Raw genomic sequence first — 21628 nt, 5'->3', positions numbered from 1 at the left:
TGCGCCTCGCGCCGCACGCCACGTTCACGACCAGGCCGGCATTTCCGCGACCGCAGGGTACGACTCGGCACCATCGAGGCCCGCTACGGGCAAGGCGGCTCGAGTGCCTGGAACTCTGCGGCTGCCGGACCCGAACGCACCGGCCGACAGCGCCTGTCCCGAAACGGACGGGAACCGTCGTCCAGTTCCGGCTCCACGACAGGGCGGCGTCCCGTCCGCGCCTCACTCACCTTCGCAGCACCGTCGTGATCAGCCGCACCAGCCGGAGATGGGTTGCGCTCGGGCAGTGGTGACAGATCCGGAATCCCGCCACGGCTCGCGGGAGAACGTTCTGTCTTGACAGTCGGGAACCGGTCTTGTGATGATGACCAAGACGGAACGTTCGTTCCCCTTGAAGGAGGGCGACCGTACGGCGGCATACGCGTCGGCATCAGCGACGAAACCCCCTGTCGCGGCGGCGGTCGAGATGCGGGGGCCTCAAAAACCGCGGCGCCCACCTGCTCCGGGGCGACCACCCACCTCCCCCAGCCGACAGGGAACCGGAGTGCCCGTCAGACCCGGTGTGGATCATCGACCGGCCGCGTTCCCGCACGCCCCGATCGGTGCGACGCCCTCCCGGCCGGACCGCCCCCGGCGCAGGCCGGCGGTGGGAGTCCGGCCGCCCATGCTCGGCAGCAAAGGAAGAGGTCATATGCCCCCCATCGACAGCGAGCGTGTCGCCCGCCTCACAGACACCCTGCGACGGACCGTGCGGCCGGAACGGGTGGTCACCACGGGGCTGGACTACGACGCGGGCCGGAGTATCTGGAACGGCGCCGTGTCCGCCCGCCCCGGCGTCCTCGTCCGGTGCGCCGACCCGGCGGACGCCCAGGCGGCCGTACGGGCCGCGCGGACGCACGAGGTGCCGTTGACGGTGCGCGGCGGCGGTCATGACTGGGCCGGAAGGTCACTGAGCGACGGCGGCCTCACGATCGACCTCTCGGGGATACGCCGGGTCGTGGTCGACCCCGTGGCCGAGGTGGCCGAGGTGTCCGGAGGGGCCACGGCGGCCGATGTGGTGGCCGCCGCCGAGCCCTTCGGCCTGACGGCGGTGACCGGCTCGGCAGGGTCCGTGGGCATGGCCGGCCTGACCCTCGGCGGGGGGTACGGACCGCTCAGCGGCAGGTTCGGACTCGCCTTGGACAACCTGCTGTCCGCCGACGTCGTGCTGGCCGACGGTTCGGTCGTCACCGCCGGACCCGAACGGGAACCGGACCTCTTCTGGGCCCTGCGCGGTGGCGGTGGGAACTTCGGCCTGGTCACCTCGATGCGGGTACGTCTGCACCGTGTGCCCACCCTGCTGTCCGGCCAGGTGCTGTATCCGTGGGACCGGCGCGAGACCGTCCTGGCCGGGCTCTCGGCCGTCCTGGCCGAGAGCCCGGACGAACTCACCGTGCAGTCCGGCGTCCTGCCCGGACCCGACGGCAGCCCCACTCTGTTCCTCTCACCCACGTGGAGCGGCGAGGACGCCAAGGCGGGAGAAGCAGCGCTGGCGCGCCTGGACGCCCTCGGCCCACCCCTCGTCTCCCAGGTGGGACCGACCACCACCTCCGCCATGCTGGTCGGCATCGACGCGCTCTTCCCCTTCGGGCGGCACGTCGCTATCCGCTCCCGTTCCGTGCCGTCACTCACCTCGGCGGTGCGCGGCACGCTCGGTCTCGCGGGCGACACGCTGACCTCTGCCTACTCGGCCGTGTCGGTGCACAGCCTGCACGGAGCCGCCACGCGCGTCCCCGTGGCGGCCACCGCCTTCGGCAACCGTGATCCGCACCTGATGATCGAGATCATCGCCCTGTGGGACCCCGCCGACACCCACGCGACGGAACACCGCGCCTGGGCCGCAAAGGTGGCCGACGCGCTCGGCCCCGAAGCCCTTCCGGGCGGCTACCCCAACCTGCTGGGGCCGGACGAGACCGCACAGATCACACACGCCTACGGGTCGAACACCGCACGGCTGCTCGATGTGAAGCGCCGTTTCGATCCCGCCCACGTCTTCCGAGCCATCCCCCTGCCCCACCTCGCATGAGGGCCCTGCCCCTCGTCCCTCCCCCCACATCGAGACCAGGAAATCCATTGAATCCGCGACACCGGACGACTCGCTACGCCGCGACCCTCGGCCTGCTGCTGGCCGCCTCGGCCCTGACCGCCCCTCAGGCCACGGCCTCCGACACGCGAGCGTCCACCGGGCCCGTCAGCGGGGCGGTGGCCAAGCCGCTCGGCAAGCTCGGCCCTCTCACGGGGCTCGTCATCGAGCGCCTCCAGGTGAGTGACGACGTGGCGGCCTCCAAGTTCGGTACGGACTCGCCCATCGAGGACCCGGCGCGCGAGGCACGGGTGCTGGACGCGGTCCGAGAGCAGGCCGAGGCCGCCGGGGTGGACGCGGACGCGGCGGAGGCGTTCTTCCGTGACCAGATCACCGCGAGCAAAATCGTGCAGCGCGGACTGTTCGACCACTGGACCGCTCACCCCGACGAGGCTCCCACGACGCGTCCGGACCTCGGACCGATCCGCGGCAAGCTCGACCGGTTGACCACGGCCCTGCTCGCGGAACTCAAGAACACGGAACAGGTGCGCGACAAGCCCGTCGCCTGCGGGGTACAGCTGGCACTCGCCGGCGCGTCCGGAGCGACGGTCGAACACCTGGACCCGCTCCACCGGCAGGCGCTCAGTGCGGCGGTCGGCTCCGTGTGCCGTCCCGCCGGGCCGACCGGCCGGTAACGCCTCACGTCAGCCCCGGCACCGTCCCCGTGGAACGGAAGGCGGTGCGCCTCGCACAGGGGCGGAGGCGGCCACCCGAGGGAACCCGGCCGTTGGCGGCCGCGGCGATCAACAGCGGCCAGAACGGGGAGGATTCGCCCTGGCCCACGGGGCGGGAGAGCTACGAGCTCAGAGCACCCGCCCGGGGCTGCACGGGCCGGGGTCATGGTCCCCCCCTTGGCATGCCCGGACGTCTCCGCCCTCGGGCGGCCTCCGCCGCGACGGCCCCGGTGGCACTCGCCCCCGCAGCTCATGGCGCCGGCCGGACGCGGCCGTCCCCCGGGCGCATACGGTCGGGGTCCTCCGGACGGGCCGGGGCCGGGCGTGCGCGACGCACTGCCAGCGGCGTCCCGCCCACCGCCGGGGGTGTGGCCTCCCCTCAGCGACAGGCGGTCATCCGGCGACGGTCTTGCCGAGGAACTCCAGAACCTCTGCCGTGGTTCCGGTCTCAGCCAGGCGGGGAAAGATCTTCCCCACGCTGTTGCGGTGGGCGTCGGCGTCCACGTCCGTCACCGCGTCCGTGACGACCGTGACGTGGTAACCGTGCTCATGGGCGGCGCGGGCCGTCGACTCCACTCCGATGCTCGTGGCGGCTCCGGTCAGCACGATCTGCGTGACGTTCCGCCGCCGCAGCTGCAGGTCCAGGTCGGTGCCGTAGAAGGCACCCCAGTTTCGCTTGGTGACGGTGATGTCCTCCGGGTGACCGGCCAGCGCGTCGGACACCTGGTCCCAGCCCGCCGGCGGGCTCTGGACGTGCGGTGCGGCGTCCGTGCGCCCCGGCGTGCGGTCCGAACCGTCGGGCGCGGCCGTGACCCGGACCAGCACCACGGGCAGGCCTTTTGCGCGGAAGGCGTCCGCCAGTGTGACGGTGCGCTCCAGCACGTCGGGGGTGGCGTGCGGAGCGGCTGGCGCCGCCAGCACACCGTTCTGGAGGTCGATGACGACCAGGGCGGTCGTGGGGTCGAGTGCGGTGATGGGCATGGTGAGATACCTTTCTCAACCGGTTGGCGAAGGCGTGGGCGGTGCGGCGCGGGGATGAGACACCGGCGTACGGGGAGACGGCTCCCGGCGCGTGCCGTGGCCGCGCCGGCGGCACGCGTCACGGCGGCCGGCGGCCGGCCGGGGGTGGCCGCGGGGGGCGCGTCAGTCGAGAGCGGCCCGCACCTCGGGTGACAGCAGGTTCGTCAGTTCGGCGATGTCCTCGAGGTGATCGATACCGAGCACTGCCTGCTCGATCGCGGCCTGCCGCTCCGGGGTGACGAGCGCACGCGTCAGGTCGCGGTACTTCGTCGCGATGTCGGTGTTGCTCAGGTGGCGGTCGCCCGTGCCGCGCGGGTGGGCTACCTCGATGGTGCGGACGCTGCCGTCCTTGAGGGTGAGTGTGAGCCGGGTGGTCAGCCGCTCGTCGCGCGCGAGCCGGTCGAAGGCGGGGTCGTGGCGGACCTCGGTTCGTTCGATCAGACGCCAGACGTCGTCGCGATTGATCCGCTCGGCGGTGAACTGGTCGAGGAGAGCGGCGCCGTCGATGAGCGCGGTGGCCGCGGCGTAGGCGAGGTTCATCTGGGCGCCGATGGGCTCCAGGGGGCGAGCGGCCCGCCATCCGCCGTGGTGGTACGCGGCTTCGGACACGTCGACGCGGATGTGCTCGATGTCCTCGGCCGGGGCCGGCAGTCCGTGGCGCAGTTCGACGGCCGCGTCGATCGCGGCGTGCAGACCGCCCATGGCCGCGTACGCCTTGACGGCTATGCGCTCGGTCTCCCAGGTGCTGCCGAGCGTGCCGGCGATCTGGTCCGCGTCGGGGCTGTGTCCTTCACCGAAGGTGGAGAGGAAGCCGCCGTACTCGCGCTCGAAGACGCGCTTGATGCCGACGTACCCGGATGCGGCGAGCGCCGCGGCGGTCAAGCCGTTGCGGGCGGCGAAGCCGTGCTGCATCCGCTTGACCATGGACTCGAACTGCGCGGCCATCAGCCCGCCGGACTGGGTGCCGGCGATCCCGAGGGCGTCCTCGAAGCCGGCGGCGTCGAGACGGTACAGGGTGCCGGCCGCCGCGGCCGCCGCGTGAGTGCCGAACACGGGCCCCGAGTGCCAGCCGCGTGACAGCATCTCCCCGCCGTGCAGGGCCAGCCCGACCCGCGGCCCGGTCTCGTAGCCGAGGATCGCGCCGAGCAGGAGGCGGGCGCCCGGGACGATGCCGAGGCGGGGCACCGCGGCGAGCAGCGCGGGCAGGATGAGGGAGTTGCTGTGCAGCGGTGCGACGGGGTGGTAGTCGTCGAGTTCGAACCCCTGGATGAAGCTGGAGTTGAGCATCGCCGCCGATGGGGCGCTGGTCGTCCGGCCGCCCCAGCCGATGATCATGGCGTCCCCGGCGTCGTCCAGAGCCGTGACGCCTTCGACGCCGGCGCGCGAGACGGGGAGTTGTGCGCCGACCAGGGCGCAGGCGACGCCGTCGAGCAGAAGATGTTTGGCGCGCTCACGCACCGCTTCCGGGATGTCATCCAGGGTGGTGGTGGCCAGCCAGGTCGCCAGCATGCCGGTCGGCCCGGCGGGGTCGCTGGCCGGGGCGCCGGCGGTGAGGGCGGGGGTGCGGTCCTGAGAACTCATGGTGCCTCGGTTTCGGTGCTGTGGGACGTGGGGTGGCGAAGGGCCTCCAGGAGGGTGGGTGTGCCGGCGGCCTCGTAGGCGCTGATGACGTCGGCGCGCCTCAGGGGCGGGGCGACAGGGTCGAGCCCTACGGGAAACCGACGACGGGTGAGACCGTCGACGCCGAGGGGCGGGTCCGATGCGGACACCACACCGCGGGCACCGAAGTCCTGCGGGCCCGCAACGCGCGCTCCCGGGAGGGTCCGGTGTCGAAGTCCGAGGCGTGGCGGCCACGCATGGATGAGGTGATCGGGGAATCCGTGCGGGTGACAGTCCGGCGCCACCGGGCCGGGACCGTCTGGTCGGTGCCGACGTTGCCGCGGCCCGGAGGGGCCGCGGTTCGGGTGTACGGTCAGTGGCTGCACGGTGACCACTGGTCCAGGTCAGTCGGTGGGATCAGGCGGCCGGAGACAGCAGTGTCCGCGGCGGTCACCGGGGACACCACGCGGGTGCCGGCACCCCTGTCCTTCGGCCGGCGTCTTCACGAGCGTCTCCCCTCGTGGCGGCTGCAGACTTAATTGTAGGACGATGCCCGGGAGCAAGAATGTGGAGGACTCTCCCACGCGACGTCGTTAGGCCCCTGGGCCACGCCTGGTCGAGGCCGACCTCATGCGGCAGTTCGGGCGCGACGCTCCGCTCGCTGTCACGGCCACCCAGCGACGGCGTCGTCAGCTCCACGAGCCGCGTGAGGTTCTCGGGTCCGGGTGGGTCCGCACCTGCGCGGTGGTGCCTGAACGCCCTCACCGGCCTCCTCGCCCAAGCCGCCGGCACACCGGACGAAGACGCCGGCCGACATCGCGTCATGCTCCGCGACGGCGCCACGGCGGCGGCTGTCTCGTCGATCCTCACCTCATCGCCGAGACCTCCCCGGGCGGCGTCGAAGGCCTCCTGCGCACCCTCACCGCGCCGGAGGACAGTGCGCACCTGGCCACGCCGGCCCTCCGATGCCACGCGTCAGAGGTTCGTCGGCGGCGCATGCCACCGCTCCGTCAGGGGCGTCCCGGCTGCTCCGGTGCGGCCCCGAAGCGGTGACCGACCGGCTGGTCGCGGTGCGCCATCGGCCCGGTGCACACGCGGGCTTCGAGACAGGGCCTGACGTGTTCGCACCCGGTGGATCGCAGCACAACGGGAACGAGGGTCCATCTGACTCCGCGGGCGGACCGGTCCGCCCGCGCAGCCGGACAGCGGTCAGACGGTGAACCGGTGGATGCCCGAGCCGACCCGGAACACCTGGCAGCCGTCCTCATGGCGCAGCGGTGTCGCGCCCGTGTGCGTGACCCGGTCCGTGGCCGACGCCGGGACCCACACCTGCGCCGTGGTGTTCACGGGCACGGAGCACGTCAGCTCGAAGCGGCCGCGCCGGCGCCGCCACCACGTGGAGATCGGGCCGCGCACCGACCTCAGCGTCGCCCGGGCCTCGTCGACGCCACCGCCGGGACGGGGACGGACGACGACTTCGCGGTAGCCCGGCCGGCCCGGGGAGATGCCCGCGATGTGGGTGTACATCCACTCCCCCACCGAGCCGTAGGCGTAGTGGTTGAAGGAGTTCATGCCCGGATCCTGGAAGGTACCGTCGGGACGGAGGGAGTCCCAGCGCTCCCACATCGTGGTCGCGCCCCGGTCGATCTGGTAGCCCCAGCTCGGGAAGGTCCGCCGGGTGAGCAGCCGGTAGGCCACGTCGGTGTGTCCGGTGTCGGTGAGGACGGGGAGCAGCCGGGGCGTGCCGAGGAACCCGGTCGACAGGTGCCAGTCGCGGGCCTCGATGAGGGCCACGAGGCGGTCGGCCGCCGGGCCCCGCAACGCCTCCGGCACCAGCCGCATGGACAGGGCGAGGACGTACGCGGTCTGCGTGTCGCCCTTCACCCTGCCCGCGGCGTCGACGTACGCCCGCCGGAACGCTTCCCGCACCCGCCCGAACAGGTCGTCGTAGGGCGCCGGGTCCCGGCCGAGCTCGCGTGCCATCCGCGCCGCGAGGTCCGCGACGTGTGCGAAGTAGGCGGTGGCGATGACGTCCTTCGGTGTCTCGTCGTCGACGTTCAGCCAGTCGCCGAACCCGTCCGCCGGCCGCAGCAGGCCGTCGCTGTGCTTCTCCAGGTAGCCCAGCCAGGCCACCACGGACAGCCAGGCGTCCTCGACGACGCGCAGGTCCCCGTACGCCTGGTAGAGGGCCCACGGGACGGTGACGCCGGCGTCGCCCCAGCCGGCGGCTCCGTCGCCGAGGCGCCCGACGTCGGGTGCCACGTGCGTGAAGGAGCCTTCCGCCGTCTGCGCGTCGCGCAGGTCCGTCAGCCACTTCGTCAGGAAGCGCGCCGACTCCATGGTGTAGGCGGCGGTGGGCGCGAACACGTTGATGTCGCCGGTCCAGCCGAGACGTTCGTCCCGGGCCGGGGTGTCGGTCGGGACGGAGAGGAAGTTCCCCCGCTGCCCCCAGGTGATGTTGCTGTGCAGCTGGTCGAGCATCGGCGAGTCGGTCTCGAAGGTGAGCGTGGCCGACGCGTCGGTGTGCATGACGCGTCCGGTGACCGCTCGCGCGGTCGGGGTGCCGGGGAAGCCGGTGACCTCGACGTAGCGGAAGCCGTGGAAGGTGAAGCGGGGTTCGAACGTCTCGGTGCCGCCGCCCTTGAGGACGTACGTGTCGGTCGCCTTCGCGGTGCGGAGGTTCGCCGTGTAGACGGTGCCGTCCGCGTCGAGTACCTCGGCGTGCCGCAGGCGCACCACGGTGCCCGCCTCGCCCTTGACGCGTAGCCGTACGGAACCGACCATGTTGCGGCCCAGGTCGAAGACGAACACGCCGGGCCGGGGCTCGGTGACACCGACCGGCGTCAGTTCCTGCGTCACCCGTACCGGGGCGTCGGCCTGGGAGACGACACGCTCGGGGAGTTCGCCGTCCGCCTCACCGGCGCGCGCCCACTCCCCGTCGTCGAAGCCCGGTGAGGTCCAGCCGGGAGTCTCCTTGCGGGCGTCGTACGTCTCGCCGTCCAGCAGGTCGGCCGCGACGATCGGCCCCGTCGCGGCGGACCAGTCCGTGTCGGACGTGACGCGCTGCGTGGTCCCGTCGGCGTAGTCGACCTCCAACTGGGCCAGCAGCGCAGGATGTTCACCGTACTGGTGCGGGCCGAACATGCCGACGTTGCCCGCGTACCAGCCCGGTGCGAGATGGACCCCGAGGGCGTTGCCGCCGCTACGGACCAACTCCGTGACGTCGTACGTCTGGTACTGCACGCGCGTGCGGTAGTCCGTCCACCCGGGGGCGAGTTGGTCGCGGCCGACCCGGGCCCCGTTGAGGTGCGCCTCGTACAGGCCGAGCGCGGTGACGTACAGCCTCGCCCGCCGCACCCTCCCGCGCCTCAGCGAGAACTCACGGCGCAGCCGGGTGACGGCGTGCGTGACGGGCGTGACCGTCCCCCACGGGCCGTCTCCCCAGGGTGCCGCCTCGCGGGCGGCAGCCCAGGCCGTGTCGTCGAAACCCGCGCCGCGCCAGTCCCCGGCGGGCTCCTGGTCGGTGACCTTCCAGGCGGCGTCCGTCACGATGCGCCGCTCGCCGGAGGCCGTGCGGACGACGAGGACGGCGAGCAGGCCGGCGGGTCCTTCGGTGCCGTTGACCGCCTCGACCGCGATCACGTTGCCGCCGGACCTCACCTGGTCGACGACGTCCACGACGGCGGGCTTGCGCCAGTCCTGGTTGTCCGTCGCCAGGTCGGTGCGGGCCACCTCGCGGCCGTTGACGTACGCCGCGTAGGCGTTGTCCGCGGTGATCACCAGTGTGGCCGAGGTGACGGCCTCGGGCAGGTCCGCGGTGCGGCGGAACCAGCGGGTGGCGGCCGGGGCGCTGCTCGCCGGGTCGCCCTCGGGGAACCAGATCCAGTGGCCGCCCTCGAAGGACGGTGCGTCGGTCAGCTCCGCGGGGGCGGAGATCCACCGTGCGGACCACTGATCGGTACCGAGCAGGCCGGTCTCCCACCAGTCCGGTTCGCTCCACCCGGAGGCCCTGCCCCGGCCGTCCCAGACCCGCACGGTCCAGAAGTACCGCGTCCTCGGCCGTAGTTCAGGGCCCCCGTACGGGACGAGGGCCGACTCGTCCGACGCCACCCGGCCGCTGTCCCAGACGTCCGGGTGGGTCAGGGCGGCGGCACTGGTGGCCACCCGCAGCTGGTAGGCGCTCTGCCGGAGCCCCGGCTCGTCCGAAACCAGAGGCCAGCTGAACCGCGGGCGGGGTTCGTCGAGGCCCAGAGGATGCCGGGCGTACTCGACGGTGGGGGCGGTGATCTTCACGGGTGCGGACCGGCCGCCCGCTCGGGCGGTGGTGGGGGGCGCGGCCTGGGCCGGCACGGCTCCGGCCGCGGCGGCCACCGCGGCCGCCGTGCTCGCCAGGACGTTTCTGCGACTGATCACTACGCCACCTCGCACGGTAGGATTGAATCGTTTCACATGGGGTGAGCGTGGCCACCGTAGAGGCGCGGGCGCGAGCGGTCAATGAGGGGCGCGCGTAAAAAGGCGTGAAGAATGAGGCCCGGAAGTGCCCATGTCGGTAAGGGTGTTCATGCGTGAGTCCCCTGAGTCCGAGCCGAGGGGCGCAGGCGGTGATTCCTCACAGCCGCATACCCGGACGTCGATTGAACGGTTTCAATCAGCGCACGGCCGTCGCTTGTCACCCGCTGCCCCACCCGACCCCTTTCAGCCATGTGCCTGGCGGCCCGGTGAGACACATCGCCAGGGGGTGTCGCAGACCGCGCGGGACACGGGTGGTTCCGGGTGACTCGAAACGCGCGATGCGGGAACCGGAACAGGAGTCACGACACAGGGGGTGACGCCGAGTACCCGCCCGCCCGGCACCCTCACCGGAGGAGATTCCACGATGACGCACGAAGACGACACCCAGCGGGCCGTACCCGACAAGCCGGGGATGCGTACGGACGGAGACGGCGTCACGCGCCGCCGGCCGCTGCGCAGGCGGCACGTCGAGGAGACCGTCGACATCGCGGTGCCGGTCCGGACGGCGTACAACCAGTGGACGCAGTTCAAGACCTTCCCGCGCTTCTCGGGCCTGGTGCGCGGCGTCGAGCAGGTCAGGCCGACCGTGACGGCCTGGACCCTCGGCCGCGGGCCGCTGCGCCACCGTTTCGCGGTCGAGATCGTGGAGCAGGACCCCGACGCCTACCTGGCCTGGCGCGGACTCGAACAGTACCCCTCCCACGAGGGCGAGGTCGAGTTCCGGCCGAACGGCTCGGGCGGCACCACGATCACCGTACGGATGCTCCTGGAACCGCGGGGAGTCGCGGGCATCCTGACCCGCTCGTCCCGGGCCACCGAGATGGCCGCCCGGCTGGTGCGCGGAGAACTGGTCAGCTTCAAGCGGTTCATCGAGGGACTGGGGCAGGAGGGCGGAGCCTGGCGCGGCACGATCCGCAACGGCCGTGTGCAGCACGACCGTCCGGAACCGCCCAGGAGCCGCGTCGCCCAGTGGCCCGTCGGCTGACCGCGTACCGGACACGGCAAGAGAAAGGCGAACCGATGCAGAACGCGCCCGGCGAGGAGCCGGAGACCACCCTCTCCGTGACACCGCCGAAGAAGTGGGCGGCCGGTGTCCCCGCGGTCGTGCACGCCCTGGAGTACTCGCTGGAGCAGACGTCCCCGCACAGGACGGGGGTGGACCTGCTGACGATGAACCAGGTCGGGGGCGTCGACTGTCCCGGCTGCGCGTGGGCGGATCCGGCCCCGGGCCGGCGTCATCGCAACGAGTACTGCGAGAACGGCGCCAAGCACATCAACGACGAGGCCACCACGCGCCGGATCACCGCCGACTTCTTCCGTGAGCACAGTGTCTCCGACCTCGCCGCCCGCTCCGACCTGTGGCTCAACCAGCAGGGACGGCTCACCGAGCCGATGATCAAGCGGCCCGGCTCCGACCACTACGAGCCCGTCGACTGGAACGAGGCCCTGGGCGTCCTCGCACGGGAGCTGCGGGAGCTGGCCTCCCCCGACGAGGCCGTCTTCTACACCTCCGGCCGTGCCGGCAACGAGGCCGCGTTCGTCCTGCAGCTCTTCGCCCGCGCCTTCGGCACCAACAACCTGCCGGACTGCAGCAACATGTGCCACGAGTCGAGCGGCTTCGCCCTGAGCGAGACCCTCGGCACCGGCAAGGGCACCGTCAGCCTCGACGACCTCCACCACGCCGATCTGATCTTCCTGGTCGGACAGAACCCGGGCACGAACCATCCGCGCCAGCTGTCCGCGCTGGAGGAGGCCAAGCGGCGCGGTGGCCGGATCGTGGCGGTCAACCCGCTGCCGGAAGCCGGGCTGCGGCGCTTCAAGAACCCGCAGAAGCCGAGCGGCGTCGTCGGCCGCGGCACCCAGATCGCCGACCGTTTCCTGCACATCAAGCCCGGCGGCGACCTCGCCCTGTTCCAGGCCCTGAACCGTCTGCTCCTGGAGGCCGAGGACGCCCGCCCCGGCACCGTGCTGGACCACGCCTTCATCGACGCGCACACCACCGGCTTCGAGGAGTTCGCCCGGCACGCCCGCACCGTCGACTGGGACGACGTGCACGCGGCGACCGGACTGACCCGCCAGGAGATCGAGGCAGTCCGCGACGAGGTGCTGCGGAGCGAACGGGTCGTCGTGTGCTGGGCGATGGGCATCACCCAGCACAAGCACGGCGTGCCCACCATCCGGGAGATCGTCAACTTCCTGATGCTCCGTGGCAACCTGGGGCGGGCCGGCACCGGCGCGTGCCCGGTGCGCGGCCACAGCAATGTGCAGGGCGACCGGACGATGGGCATCTGGGAGCAGATGCCGGACTCCTTCCTCGACGCCCTGCGGGAGGGATTCGGCTTCGACCCGCCCCGCGCGCACGGGCTGGACTCCGTGAAATCGATCAAGGCGATGCGTGAGGGCCAGGTCAAGGTCTTCCTCGCGCTCGCCGGGAACTTCGTCCGCGCCGCCCCGGACAGCGAGGTCACCGAGGCCGCGATGCGTTCGTGCCGGCTGACCGCCCACATCTCCACCAAGCTCAACCGCTCGCACACCGTGTGCGGCGACACGGCGCTGATCCTTCCGACCCTGGGGCGGACCGAGCGGGACGTCCAGGCCGACGGCGAGCAGTTCGTCACCGTCGAGAACTCCATGAGCGAGGTGCACACCTCCCAGGGGCGGCTCGAACCGGCGTCCCCGCTGCTGCTCAGCGAAGTGGCGATCCTGTGCCGGCTCGCCCGGCTCACCCTGGACGGCAAGCCGGACATCCCCTGGGAGAACTTCGAGGGCGACTACAACACCATCCGTGACCGCATCTCCCGCGTCGTACCGGGTTTCCACGAGTTCAACGCGCGGGTGACCCGTCCCGGCGGCTTCCAGCTGCCCAACCCGGTCAACGAGGGGGTCTTCAACAACGCGGTCGGCAAGGCCCTGTTCACCCGCAACGAGCGCGTCGTCCCCCGGGCGCCCGAGGGTCACCTGCTGCTGCAGACGCTACGTTCGCACGACCAGTGGAACACCGTCCCCTACACGAACAACGACCGCTACCGCGGCATCCACGGCAGCCGTCACGTCGTGCTGGTCAACCCGGCCGACCTGAGTGAACTGGGGCTGTCCCAGGGCGACCGCGTCGACCTGGTGAGCGTCTGGGCGGACGGCACCGAGCGCCGGGCCGAGAACTTCCAGGTGGTGCCCTACCCGGCCGCGAAGGGCTCGGCCGCGGCCTACTACCCGGAGACGAACGTCCTGGTCCCGCTGGACAGCGTCGCCGACATCAGCAACCAGCCGACGTCGAAGGGCATCGTCGTCCGGCTCGAACCGGCCTCCGGCGGAACCCGCCCGGCATCCGCCTGACGCGCCTCCCTCACACCGGTGACCCGCGCGCCGGCCCTCCCCCTCGCCGGGCGGCTCGCGCCGACACACGTGGGCGAGCCGCCCGGCGGTGCGCTTGGGCCCGACGAGGGCGAGGCCGTCACCGGTCGGGGAGCGGGGCGTACAGGCGGCGCACGGCGAGGGCGGCGATGTCGTCGTCGAGATGTCCGCGCGCGTAGTGGAGCAGGTCCCTGTGCAGCCCGTCCAGCAGCTGGCGGGGCGGCGTCCGGCGGTGCAGCCGCGCCCAGTCCGCCAACGGGAAGAACCTGCCGGCGCCGTCACGGGTCTCCGTCACGCCGTCGGTGCAGAGCAGCATCTGGTCGCCCGGCAGGAAGGGGACGGTGTCCACGTGGTAGTGGTGCCCGAGGAGAGCCGCGAGGTTGAGGGGCGTCGAGGTCAGTGTGGGCTCCAGGACCTGGACGTCCCCTTCCCCCCGCAGGAAGACCGGGGGCGGATGCCCGCAGTTCAGGATGTTGACGTGTCCGGCGTCGTAAGGAATCTCGGCGAGCAGGGCCGTCGCGAAGTGCTCCGCCTGATCGTCGGCGGGGACACTGGCGCTGTAGCGGGAGATGGTGGTCTGGAGCCGGCGGACCAGCGCCCTGAGGTCCGGCTGGTCGTACGCGTTCTCACGGAAGCAGTTGATCACCGCGGAGGCCGCTCCGACCGCGGACAGGCCCTTGCCCCGCACGTCCCCGATGAGCAGACGGATGCCGTACGGCGTGTCCGCGGCCTCGTAGAAGTCGCCGCCGATCCGTGCCTGCTCCTGGGCCGCCAGATAGATCGACTCGATCTCGATGCTGTGCACCCGGTGCGGCAGCGGCCGCAGCAGCACCTTCTGGGCCGCGTCCGCGACGAGCCGGACCTGGAACAGGGTCTCCTCCCTCTGAAGTCGCAGATGGCTCGCGTACGCGGCCGCCGCGGTGACCGCACCGATCGCGGCGGCCGTGTACGGCGTCCCCAGGTCGGGGTAGAAGAAGCTGAGGCTGATCATGACCAGCAGGCAGAACACCCCCAGCAGGACCGTCGGGAGCACGGGCCACAGTGCGGCGGCGAGGGCGGGTGCCGCGGTGAGCAGGCGGCTGAAGGCGATCTCCCTCGGCGTGGAGGCCGCGAGGGCGGTGATGACGAGGGTGACGAGCACTGGCGACAGCAGCACGGCGTCCCGCTGGCCGGCCTGAGGACGATGACGGCGCCGGGGCTTTCCTGAGCGGATCACAAACGGATCTTATCCGGACATCACGGACGCCAGATCCGTGGGCCGGGGCTGCGGGCCGCACGGACTGCCTGTGCGCGGCCTCGCGGAGCGGCCGGATTCTTTCCGGCCCTGTCAGCGGCCGGACTCGTTCCGGCCCTGTCAGGAAGTGCCGGTCCCGGCGCGGGGCCGCCGGGACCGGCACGCGCCGGCCGCTCAGCCGCGGAGTGTCGCCACCGGGCTGTTGTAGGCCTGCGCGGTCAGGACCGGGGTCCTCGACGCGCACGCCTCGGCCGGCCAGGACAGGCGGACGGTACGGGACTCGCCGGGCAGCAGCCACAGGTAGTTGTCGCTGTACAGGGTCGGCAGCACCCGTCGGCCCCCGGCCTCCTCCAGCAGGGACAGCCGGACCATGGCGGCCACCGCCGCTCCCGCGTTGTGGACCGTCGCCGTCAGCGCGTGGCGTTCCCCCGCACGCGAGATCTTGGTGATCCCTCCGGTCAGCTTCACCTGCCTGGTCCTGTTCAGGTCACGCATGGATGCGGGGTCGCGGTAGCGCCAGTACGTGTTCCGCGACACCTCCGTGCCCCCGGCGTCCGTCAGCGTGAGCCGGAGGAGGTGGAGGTCGGGGAGACCGTCCGGCCATGCCGCGGTGAAGGCCTGGGCGGTGGCCGCCCGGGCGATGTCGAGCCGGGCCCGTCGGGTCGCGCCGAGCCGCCGGCCGGCCAGGTCGAACAGCTCGGCGGTGACGGTGGCGCCGCGCAGGTCGGCCGAGGTGTGGTTCACGGCGACGACCTGCCACTTCACCGGGTCTGCCTGGACGTGCAGGGGTTCGCAGGCCGTGCGGGCGCCGTAGTAGGTGCCGTTGACGTCGAAGTCGTAGTCGTAGGTCTGCCAGACCGTGCTGTGCCAGGCGGGGTGGGACATCCACAGCATCAGTCCGGAGGCGTTGTCCCAGAGGTTGGCGTTCCACGCCTCGAACATGGCGCGGGTGTTCTCGTAGTTGACGAACTGGGCCTTGCGGGCGAAGTCGTCGAGGTCCCCGGCCTCGCCGAGGCGTGCTTCGACCGCCGCCTTGTAGTGCTGCGGTGCCTGGTTCCCCCGCTCGCTCCAGTCGTGGTGGTACCAGGCGCCGCCGATCGGCCACTCCGGTTCGTCGCCGGTCATGGCGCGGATGCTCGCGGCGGTGGAGACGACGGGCATGCCGATCTCGGTGTGGAAGCCGAAGTCCTTGCTGCCGTACGTCATCGGGTCGAAGTACTTCTCCGGCTCCACCCAGCCGTAGGGGCCGCCGCCGGTGACGATTCCTCCGGCCGAGTTGTTCTGGTAGAGCAGGCCGGGTGCCTGGTCCTGGACGGCCTCCCGCATGCCCTTGTCGATGACGGCGGGAGGGTTGCCTTCGTTGGCGCCGCACCAGACGGCCACGCAGGGGTGGATCCGGTAGCGCAGAACGGTGTCGCGGGCGAGCGACACGAACGCGTCACGGTCCGGCGGGTCCATGCCCCACGCGTTGGGGAAGTCGTTCCACACCAGGATGCCGTGGCGGTCGCAGGCGGCGAAGAACTCCTCACGGTCGCTGCTGCCGACCCAGTTGCGGATCATGGTGAAGTTCATGTCGCGGTGCATGCGCACGGCCGCGTCCATGCGCTCCGCCGGCATGCGGCGCAGCAGTTCGTCCCAGCCCCAGTTGCCGCCGCGGGCCAGCACCCGCACGCCGTTGACGCTGATGATCAGCGGGTCGGGGGTGTTGGACACGGACGTGACGTCGGTCCAGTCGTCACCGTCGTCGGACACCTGGACGACGTAGGTCTTCGGGTAGGCGGTCTCCCAGAGGACGGCGACGCGGTCGAAGGCGCGCGGGGATCCGAGGTCGACCTGGATCCACTGGTGGTCCTCGTACGCGGACGACCAGCGGGTGTTCGGATCGCCGTCGGTGGCGTGGGAGGCGGGGTTGTCGTGCTCCTCGGTGGAGGCGGTGGCCGTCCGGCGCAGGGCGAGGTCGGTGCCGGGGTCGTCGGTGTCGACGACGCTCAGGCTCCACAGGGAGTTGCCCCAGCTGCTGTTGCGCAGACCGCACTGCAGGCGGACGTAGCGCGCGGTCGTGCGCTCGAAATCCTCGATCCGGAGGCTGGCGTTGCCGCCTGTGAAGGGCAGCGGTACGGCCCCGCTGTCGACGGACTTCACGTCGGTCCAGTCCGAGCCGTCGGCCGACACCTGGACCACGAAGGTCTTGGCGTAGGCCTGCTCCCAGGTGAGGTCGACCCGGTCGAAGGACTGGACCGAGCCGAGGTCGACGCGTATCCACTGGTCGTCCTCGAACTTCGAGGACCAGCGGGTGGTGTCGTCGCCGTCGGTGACGTTGGCGGGGCCGTGGTCGTCCTGGTCGGTGCTGGAAGCCTCCGCGGCCGCGTGCAGGGCCAGGTCGATTCCGGGCCTGGCGCTGTCGCCGACGGAGAGGGACCACAGGGAGCTGCCCCAGGAGGTGGCCCGGGTCAGGCATCTGACGCGGACGTGGCGGGCCTGCTGCCGTTCGAATGTCACGGTCTGCGTGACGGCGTCGCCGGACGCGGTGAACGGCAGCGGTACGGCGTACTCGTAGCCGAACTGGCGGATGCCGAACTTCGTGGTGCGGCGGTCGCTCTCCCGGCCGTCGGCGGACGCCGTCAGCGTCAGGTCGTGCAGGTGGGGTTCGCCCAGCCCGTTGGGCCACCACAGCTTGGGGTCGTGCAGTTTCAACTGCGCGAACGCGTGGGGGGCGAAGACGACGTCGACGCTCCGGCCGGCCTTCACGGTGACGGTCCTGGAGACGCGCACCCCGTCGAAGGACGCGGTGACCGTGGTGCGCAGGTCGGCGGTGCCGGCGTTGCGGACCGGGACGACCACGGTCACCTCGGCGACCGACACGTCCGGCAGTTTCGGCAGGGAGGTGTCCACGCGCGGGTCGCCGAGGACGGCGTGCCCGGTCGACCGGAGCCGGACGTGGTTCCAGATGCCGGCCGCGCGGTCACGCACGGCGGGCATCCAGTCCCAGCCGGAGGAGGCGAGGTACGTCGGTGAGTTGAGGTTCATCTGCTGTGCGCCGGCGTCGACCCATGCCTCGCCCGCGGGGCCCTTGTCACCGGGGCTTCCGGGGACCGGCATGGGTGAGATCCGTACGGCGAGCGCGTTGTCGCCGTGCTCGGCGACGTGCCCGGTGACGTCGAGGGATGCACGGGCGAACGGGTGGACCAGCTCGCCGACCTGTTGGCCGTTGAGCCAGACGTCGGCCTTGTGGTTGATGCCGTCGAACTCCAGCCAGACGTGCCGTCCGGCTCCCGTGCGCAGCCCTCGCGGCAGCGCGAAGTCCCGCTTGTACCACCAGGCGTGGCGCGACAGGGCCTCGGGGATGTGCAGGTTGTTCAGGCCCGCCACGGGGTCGGGCAGCTTGCCCTGCTCCACGAGGGAGCCGAGCACGGTGCCGGGGACGGTGGCGGGCAGCCAGTCGCCGGTGTCCACGGAGGTCGTCGACAGGCGGGCGCCGTCCGCCCCGGCCCAGTCGTCCAGGGTGAGCCGCCAGCCGGACTCCACGGGGACGGTCCCGTCGTCGGCGACGGCCAGCTTCGGCGGCTTGCCCGGACGGGTCCCCCAGTCGGTCCAGCCGGTCACCGCGGGGCGACGGCCCTCGGCGGTGCCGTACACCTCGAAGCCGTTGAGCCCCAGGGGCAGGGGGCTGGAACGTTTCCGGGACGTCAGGCGCACCCAGCGGGCGCGGGCGGGGCGCGCGAGCTGGATGTCCACCACGCCGCCGGTGCCCTGAGTGGTGCTGTACACCGCTGTCCAGGACGTGTTGTCGAGAGAGGTCTCCACCACGAAGACCAGGGAGTAGCTCGACTGGATCTCGTCGCCGGTCGTGCCGCTGTGCACATTGCCTTCGACGGGCGGCGTGTACACCGGGTCGGAGGCGTCGGCCTCGAAGGTGAGACGGATCCGCGTGACCTCGCCGGCCGCCTGGAGGTCGACGGCGATCCACTGCGGATCGCCGCCCTCGGCACGCCATCCGCTGCCCTTGACGCCCGGGGACGTGAGGCGGTCGACGACGAACGACCCGGGCGTGGCGGCGTAGGCCGTGGAGGACGCCGTGACGGGGCGGTAGCGGGCCAGCTCCCCGCCGGACCGCGGGCCGGCGGGGGCGGCAGCGGCGGGTGACGCGGGCAGCGCGGCACCGAGGCCGAACCCGGCCAGCAGGGCGGGTCCCGTGGTGACTACGGCCCGTCGCGACGGCAGGCGCGACGGACCCGATCGATCGGTCATGTGTGTGACGTCCCCTCAGGAGCGCAGGGCGCGATGACCGGTTCCGCACCGTGGGGCGGGACCGGATGACAACGTTGCCAAAGGCTGGGTCCGCCGGGTGTCGCCTGTCAACCCTCCGGAAGGCAACGATGCCGCTTGCGGCAAAGGTGACCTGCGATCAGATGCCAACGCAGCGCGCACGGCAGTCGGTTCATGCGGGCCGGACGCGGCACACCTAGGTTTCACAAGCTCCTGTTTCTTTCATTGACAGCGGAAAATAATGCCCCTAAGTTCCCGGCCATGCAGTCGACTTCACCTTCGACGTCTCCTCCCGAGGCCTTCCCGGCACAGACTCCGGCCGTCGCGGACATCTTCACCACGGTGCTCTCGCACGGTCCCCTGACCCGTTCCGAGGTGGCCGAACGCACCGGTCTGTCCGCGGCGGCGGTGACCAAGGCGGTGCGCCCGCTGATCGCCGCCGGGTATCTCGCGGAGGACGCCGTCGACGCCCGCCGGGCCCTGGGACGGCCGGCCAACCCGGTACGGGTCGACCCGGGGCGGGCGCTGTTCGTCGGGATCAAGGCGACCGGTGACGAACTCATCGGCGTCCTGACCGACCTGTGCTGCCGGATCCGTGTGGCCCGGCATCTGCCGCTGACGGACCCGGACCCGCGGTCGGTGCTCGCCCGCATCGCCGAGCTCGTGCGGGAGTTGCGCACCGAGGCCGAGGGTTTCGGTGTGCCGGTGCTCGGTCTCGGTCTCGCCGTCTCCGGTGACGTGGACCGTGTCGAAGGCACCGTCCGCTACTCGCCGTTCCTGGGGTGGCGTGACGTGGCCCTCGGTGAACTCGCGCGCGCCGTCTCCGGCTTGCCGGTCACCGTGGAGAACGACGTGCGTGCCCTGACCGTCGCCGAGCAGTGGTTCGGCGCCGGCGTGGGGCTGTCCGACTTCGCGCTGGTCACCGTCGGCGCGGGCATCGGCTGCGGACTCGTCGTGCACGGGAAGGTGGTGGCCGGGGCGCACGGGGTGGCCGGCGAGATCGGCCACATCGCCATCGATCCGGCAGGGCCGGTGTGCCGGTGCGGCAACCGGGGGTGCGTGGAGGCGATCGCGGCCGATCAGGCCATCGTCGACCGCATCACCGGGACGACCGGGGTCGCGGTCACCGACGCCGCCCACGCCGTGGACCTCGCACGCCGGGGGCTTCCGGGAGCACGGGAGGTCTACGCCGCCGCGGGTGAGGCGATCGGCCGCGGAATCGCCACCGTGGCCAACCTGTTCGGACCCCAGCGGGTGATCATCTCCGGGGAGGGGCTGGCGGCGTACGACCTCTTCGCCGACCAGATCCGGGGCGCCTTCGCCGCGTACGCGTTCGGTTCGGCCGCACGGTGCGACGTGCGGACCCGTGCGCTGCCGTTCGAGGAGTGGGCGCGCGGAGCGGCGGCCACCGCCATCCAGAGCTTCATCAGATCCGACATCCACCGGCAGCGCTCCCACGGCGCTGCCGCGCGTGCCTAGCACGCACGAGCACGAGGAGCGAGCCATGACGCAGCACAGCAGCGTTCCCCTGGCCGGGCGGGGCCCCGGTCGGCGCAGCGTGGTCGGCGGGCTGTTCGGCCTGTCCGCGGCCGCCCTGGCCGCGCCCGTCCTCTCCGCCTGCGGCGGCGGCCCGGGGGCCGACCCGAAGACGGTCACGTTCGGCTCGAACGGCGCCGACGCCACACCGAAGAAGGCCTACGAGGCCGTCACCAAGGCCTTCTCCCAGGACTCCGGCCTGACGGTGAAGACCAACACGGTGGACCACGACACCTTCCAGAACAGCATCACCAGCTACCTCCAGGGCACCCCGGACGACGTCTTCACGTGGTTCGCCGGCTACCGCATGCAGTACTTCGCCAAGAAGGGCCTCGCGAGCCCGGTCGACGACGTCTGGGACGTCATCGGCGCCGGCTTCAGCGACGCCGCCAAGCAGCTGTCGCGCGGCCACGACGGCAAGTACTACTTCGTCCCGCTCTACAACTATCCCTGGGCGGTCTTCTACCGTAAGAGCCTCTTCCGGGAGCGCGGATACGAAGTCCCGCACACCTGGGACGAGTTCATCGCGCTGGCCAAGCGGATGAAGAACGACGGCCTCTCCCCCGTCTCCTCCGGCTACGGCGGCGGAGACAGTTGGTCCGTCCTGGGCGCCTTCGACTACCTCGACCTGCGCGCCAACGGCTACGACTTCCACATGCAGCTGATGCGCGGTGAGGTCTCCTGGACCGACCGGCGGGCGCTGCGCGTCCTCGGCCTGTGGCGCGAGCTGACGCCGTACTACCAGTCCGGCGGCGCGGGCCGCCCCTGGCAGGACGCCGCGCAGTCGCTCATCGACAAGAAGTCCGGCATGGCGGTCATCGGCCTGTTCGTCGGCCAGCAGATCACCGACGAGGCGATACGCGCCGACATCGACTTCTTCGCCTTCCCCGAGATCGACGGCGCCCACGGCCAGGACGCCGTGGAGGCACCCACCGACGGCTTCATGCTGAGCCGGAAACCGAAGAACGCGGACGCGGCGAAGAAGTTCCTCGAGTTCCTGGGCGGCGCCCGGGCCGAGGAGCTGTACATGGGCGTCGACCCGAGCAACCTGGCCGCCAACGAGCAGGCCGACACCAGCGCGTACAACGCCCTGCAGACCAAGTCGGCCGCGCTCGTCAACTCCGCCAGGCACATCAGTCAGTTCGCCGACCGGGACAGCGACCCCGGCTTCATCGGCACCGTCGTCCTGCCCGGGCTCGTGGAGTGGCTCGGCCACCCCGACGACGGCTCCTCCGTCCTCAAGAAGATCGAGTCCCAGCGCTCACGCTTCTTCACCGCCTGACCGGGACCGGAAAGGCCTGCGCACCGTGTCCT

11 protein-coding genes are annotated in these 21628 nt (G+C 71.7%); 6 read left to right on the top strand and 5 right to left on the bottom strand.

Annotation, left to right across the window (positions count from 1 at the left end):
• Window positions 1-691: 691 nt before the first annotated feature.
• The gene (locus ACIF8S_RS22285; RefSeq protein ID WP_400001145.1) at window positions 692-2065 is read left to right on the top strand and encodes an FAD-binding oxidoreductase; all 1374 of its coding nucleotides are present in this window, start codon (window positions 692-694) and stop codon (window positions 2063-2065) included.
• A gap of 47 nt (window positions 2066-2112) precedes the next feature.
• Window positions 2113-2757 (top strand): chorismate mutase, encoded by a 645-nt coding sequence (locus ACIF8S_RS22280; RefSeq protein WP_400001143.1) that lies wholly within the window; start codon window positions 2113-2115, stop codon window positions 2755-2757.
• Between the two features lie 432 nt (window positions 2758-3189).
• Here the strand turns inward: ACIF8S_RS22280 and ACIF8S_RS22275 are convergent, their stop codons facing one another.
• The 3 genes from ACIF8S_RS22275 to ACIF8S_RS22265 form a co-directional block, all read right to left on the bottom strand.
• Window positions 3190-3777 carry a hydrolase gene (locus ACIF8S_RS22275; protein ID WP_400001142.1) on the bottom strand — a complete coding sequence of 196 codons (588 nt, stop codon included), beginning with the start codon at window positions 3775-3777 and terminating at the stop codon, window positions 3190-3192.
• A 162-nt stretch (window positions 3778-3939) separates the two neighbouring features.
• Window positions 3940-5397, bottom strand: a complete 1458-nt coding sequence (locus ACIF8S_RS22270; protein ID WP_400001140.1) for an MmgE/PrpD family protein — start codon at window positions 5395-5397, stop codon at window positions 3940-3942.
• A gap of 1227 nt (window positions 5398-6624) precedes the next feature.
• Window positions 6625-9828 (bottom strand): alpha-L-rhamnosidase, encoded by a 3204-nt coding sequence (locus ACIF8S_RS22265; RefSeq protein WP_400001138.1) that lies wholly within the window; start codon window positions 9826-9828, stop codon window positions 6625-6627.
• A gap of 463 nt (window positions 9829-10291) precedes the next feature.
• Here ACIF8S_RS22265 and ACIF8S_RS22260 point away from each other — a divergent pair, with 463 nt between their 5' ends.
• A complete protein-coding gene (locus ACIF8S_RS22260) occupies window positions 10292-10912 on the top strand; it encodes an SRPBCC family protein (RefSeq protein ID WP_400001137.1) in 621 nt (206 codons plus the stop codon).
• Window positions 10913-10947: 35 nt separating this feature from the next.
• Window positions 10948-13260: an FdhF/YdeP family oxidoreductase gene (locus tag ACIF8S_RS22255; protein WP_400001136.1), complete on the top strand. Its 2313-nt coding sequence runs from the start codon at window positions 10948-10950 to the stop codon at window positions 13258-13260.
• A 118-nt stretch (window positions 13261-13378) separates the two neighbouring features.
• On the opposite strand, the gene ACIF8S_RS22250 is transcribed toward ACIF8S_RS22255, so the two are convergent.
• Window positions 13379-14494, bottom strand: a complete 1116-nt coding sequence (locus ACIF8S_RS22250; protein WP_400001135.1) for a PP2C family protein-serine/threonine phosphatase — start codon at window positions 14492-14494, stop codon at window positions 13379-13381.
• 192 nt (window positions 14495-14686) lie between these two features.
• Window positions 14687-18760 carry a discoidin domain-containing protein gene (locus ACIF8S_RS22245; protein WP_400001133.1) on the bottom strand — a complete coding sequence of 1358 codons (4074 nt, stop codon included), beginning with the start codon at window positions 18758-18760 and terminating at the stop codon, window positions 14687-14689.
• A 279-nt stretch (window positions 18761-19039) separates the two neighbouring features.
• Here ACIF8S_RS22245 and ACIF8S_RS22240 point away from each other — a divergent pair, with 279 nt between their 5' ends.
• Entirely contained in the window at window positions 19040-20257 is a 1218-nt protein-coding gene (locus tag ACIF8S_RS22240) for an ROK family protein (protein WP_400001132.1), read from the top strand.
• A 25-nt stretch (window positions 20258-20282) separates the two neighbouring features.
• On the top strand, window positions 20283-21596 hold the full coding sequence (locus ACIF8S_RS22235) for an ABC transporter substrate-binding protein (RefSeq protein WP_400001130.1): 1314 nt from the start codon (window positions 20283-20285) through the stop codon (window positions 21594-21596).
• Window positions 21597-21628 lie beyond the last annotated feature (32 nt).

It is taken from the genome of Streptomyces sp. NPDC085937, assembly GCF_044540535.1.
In the GTDB taxonomy this organism is placed as follows: domain Bacteria; phylum Actinomycetota; class Actinomycetes; order Streptomycetales; family Streptomycetaceae; genus Streptomyces.
This window is presented reverse-complemented; position numbering and strand designations above follow the sequence as displayed.

Excerpts from the sequence above, each read along its gene's own strand:
- ACIF8S_RS22285 (WP_400001145.1), top strand. The coding sequence starts at position 692 with ATGCCCCCCATCGACAGCGAGCGTGTCGCCCGCCTCACAGACACCCTG.
- ACIF8S_RS22275 (WP_400001142.1), bottom strand. The coding sequence starts at position 3,777 with ATGCCCATCACCGCACTCGACCCCACGACCGCCCTGGTCGTCATCGAC.
- ACIF8S_RS22270 (WP_400001140.1), bottom strand. The coding sequence starts at position 5,397 with ATGAGTTCTCAGGACCGCACCCCCGCCCTCACCGCCGGCGCCCCGGCC.
- ACIF8S_RS22260 (WP_400001137.1), top strand. The coding sequence starts at position 10,292 with ATGACGCACGAAGACGACACCCAGCGGGCCGTACCCGACAAGCCGGGG.
- ACIF8S_RS22255 (WP_400001136.1), top strand. The coding sequence starts at position 10,948 with ATGCAGAACGCGCCCGGCGAGGAGCCGGAGACCACCCTCTCCGTGACA.
- ACIF8S_RS22245 (WP_400001133.1), bottom strand. The coding sequence starts at position 18,760 with ATGACCGATCGATCGGGTCCGTCGCGCCTGCCGTCGCGACGGGCCGTA.
- ACIF8S_RS22240 (WP_400001132.1), top strand. The coding sequence starts at position 19,040 with ATGCAGTCGACTTCACCTTCGACGTCTCCTCCCGAGGCCTTCCCGGCA.
- ACIF8S_RS22235 (WP_400001130.1), top strand. The coding sequence starts at position 20,283 with ATGACGCAGCACAGCAGCGTTCCCCTGGCCGGGCGGGGCCCCGGTCGG.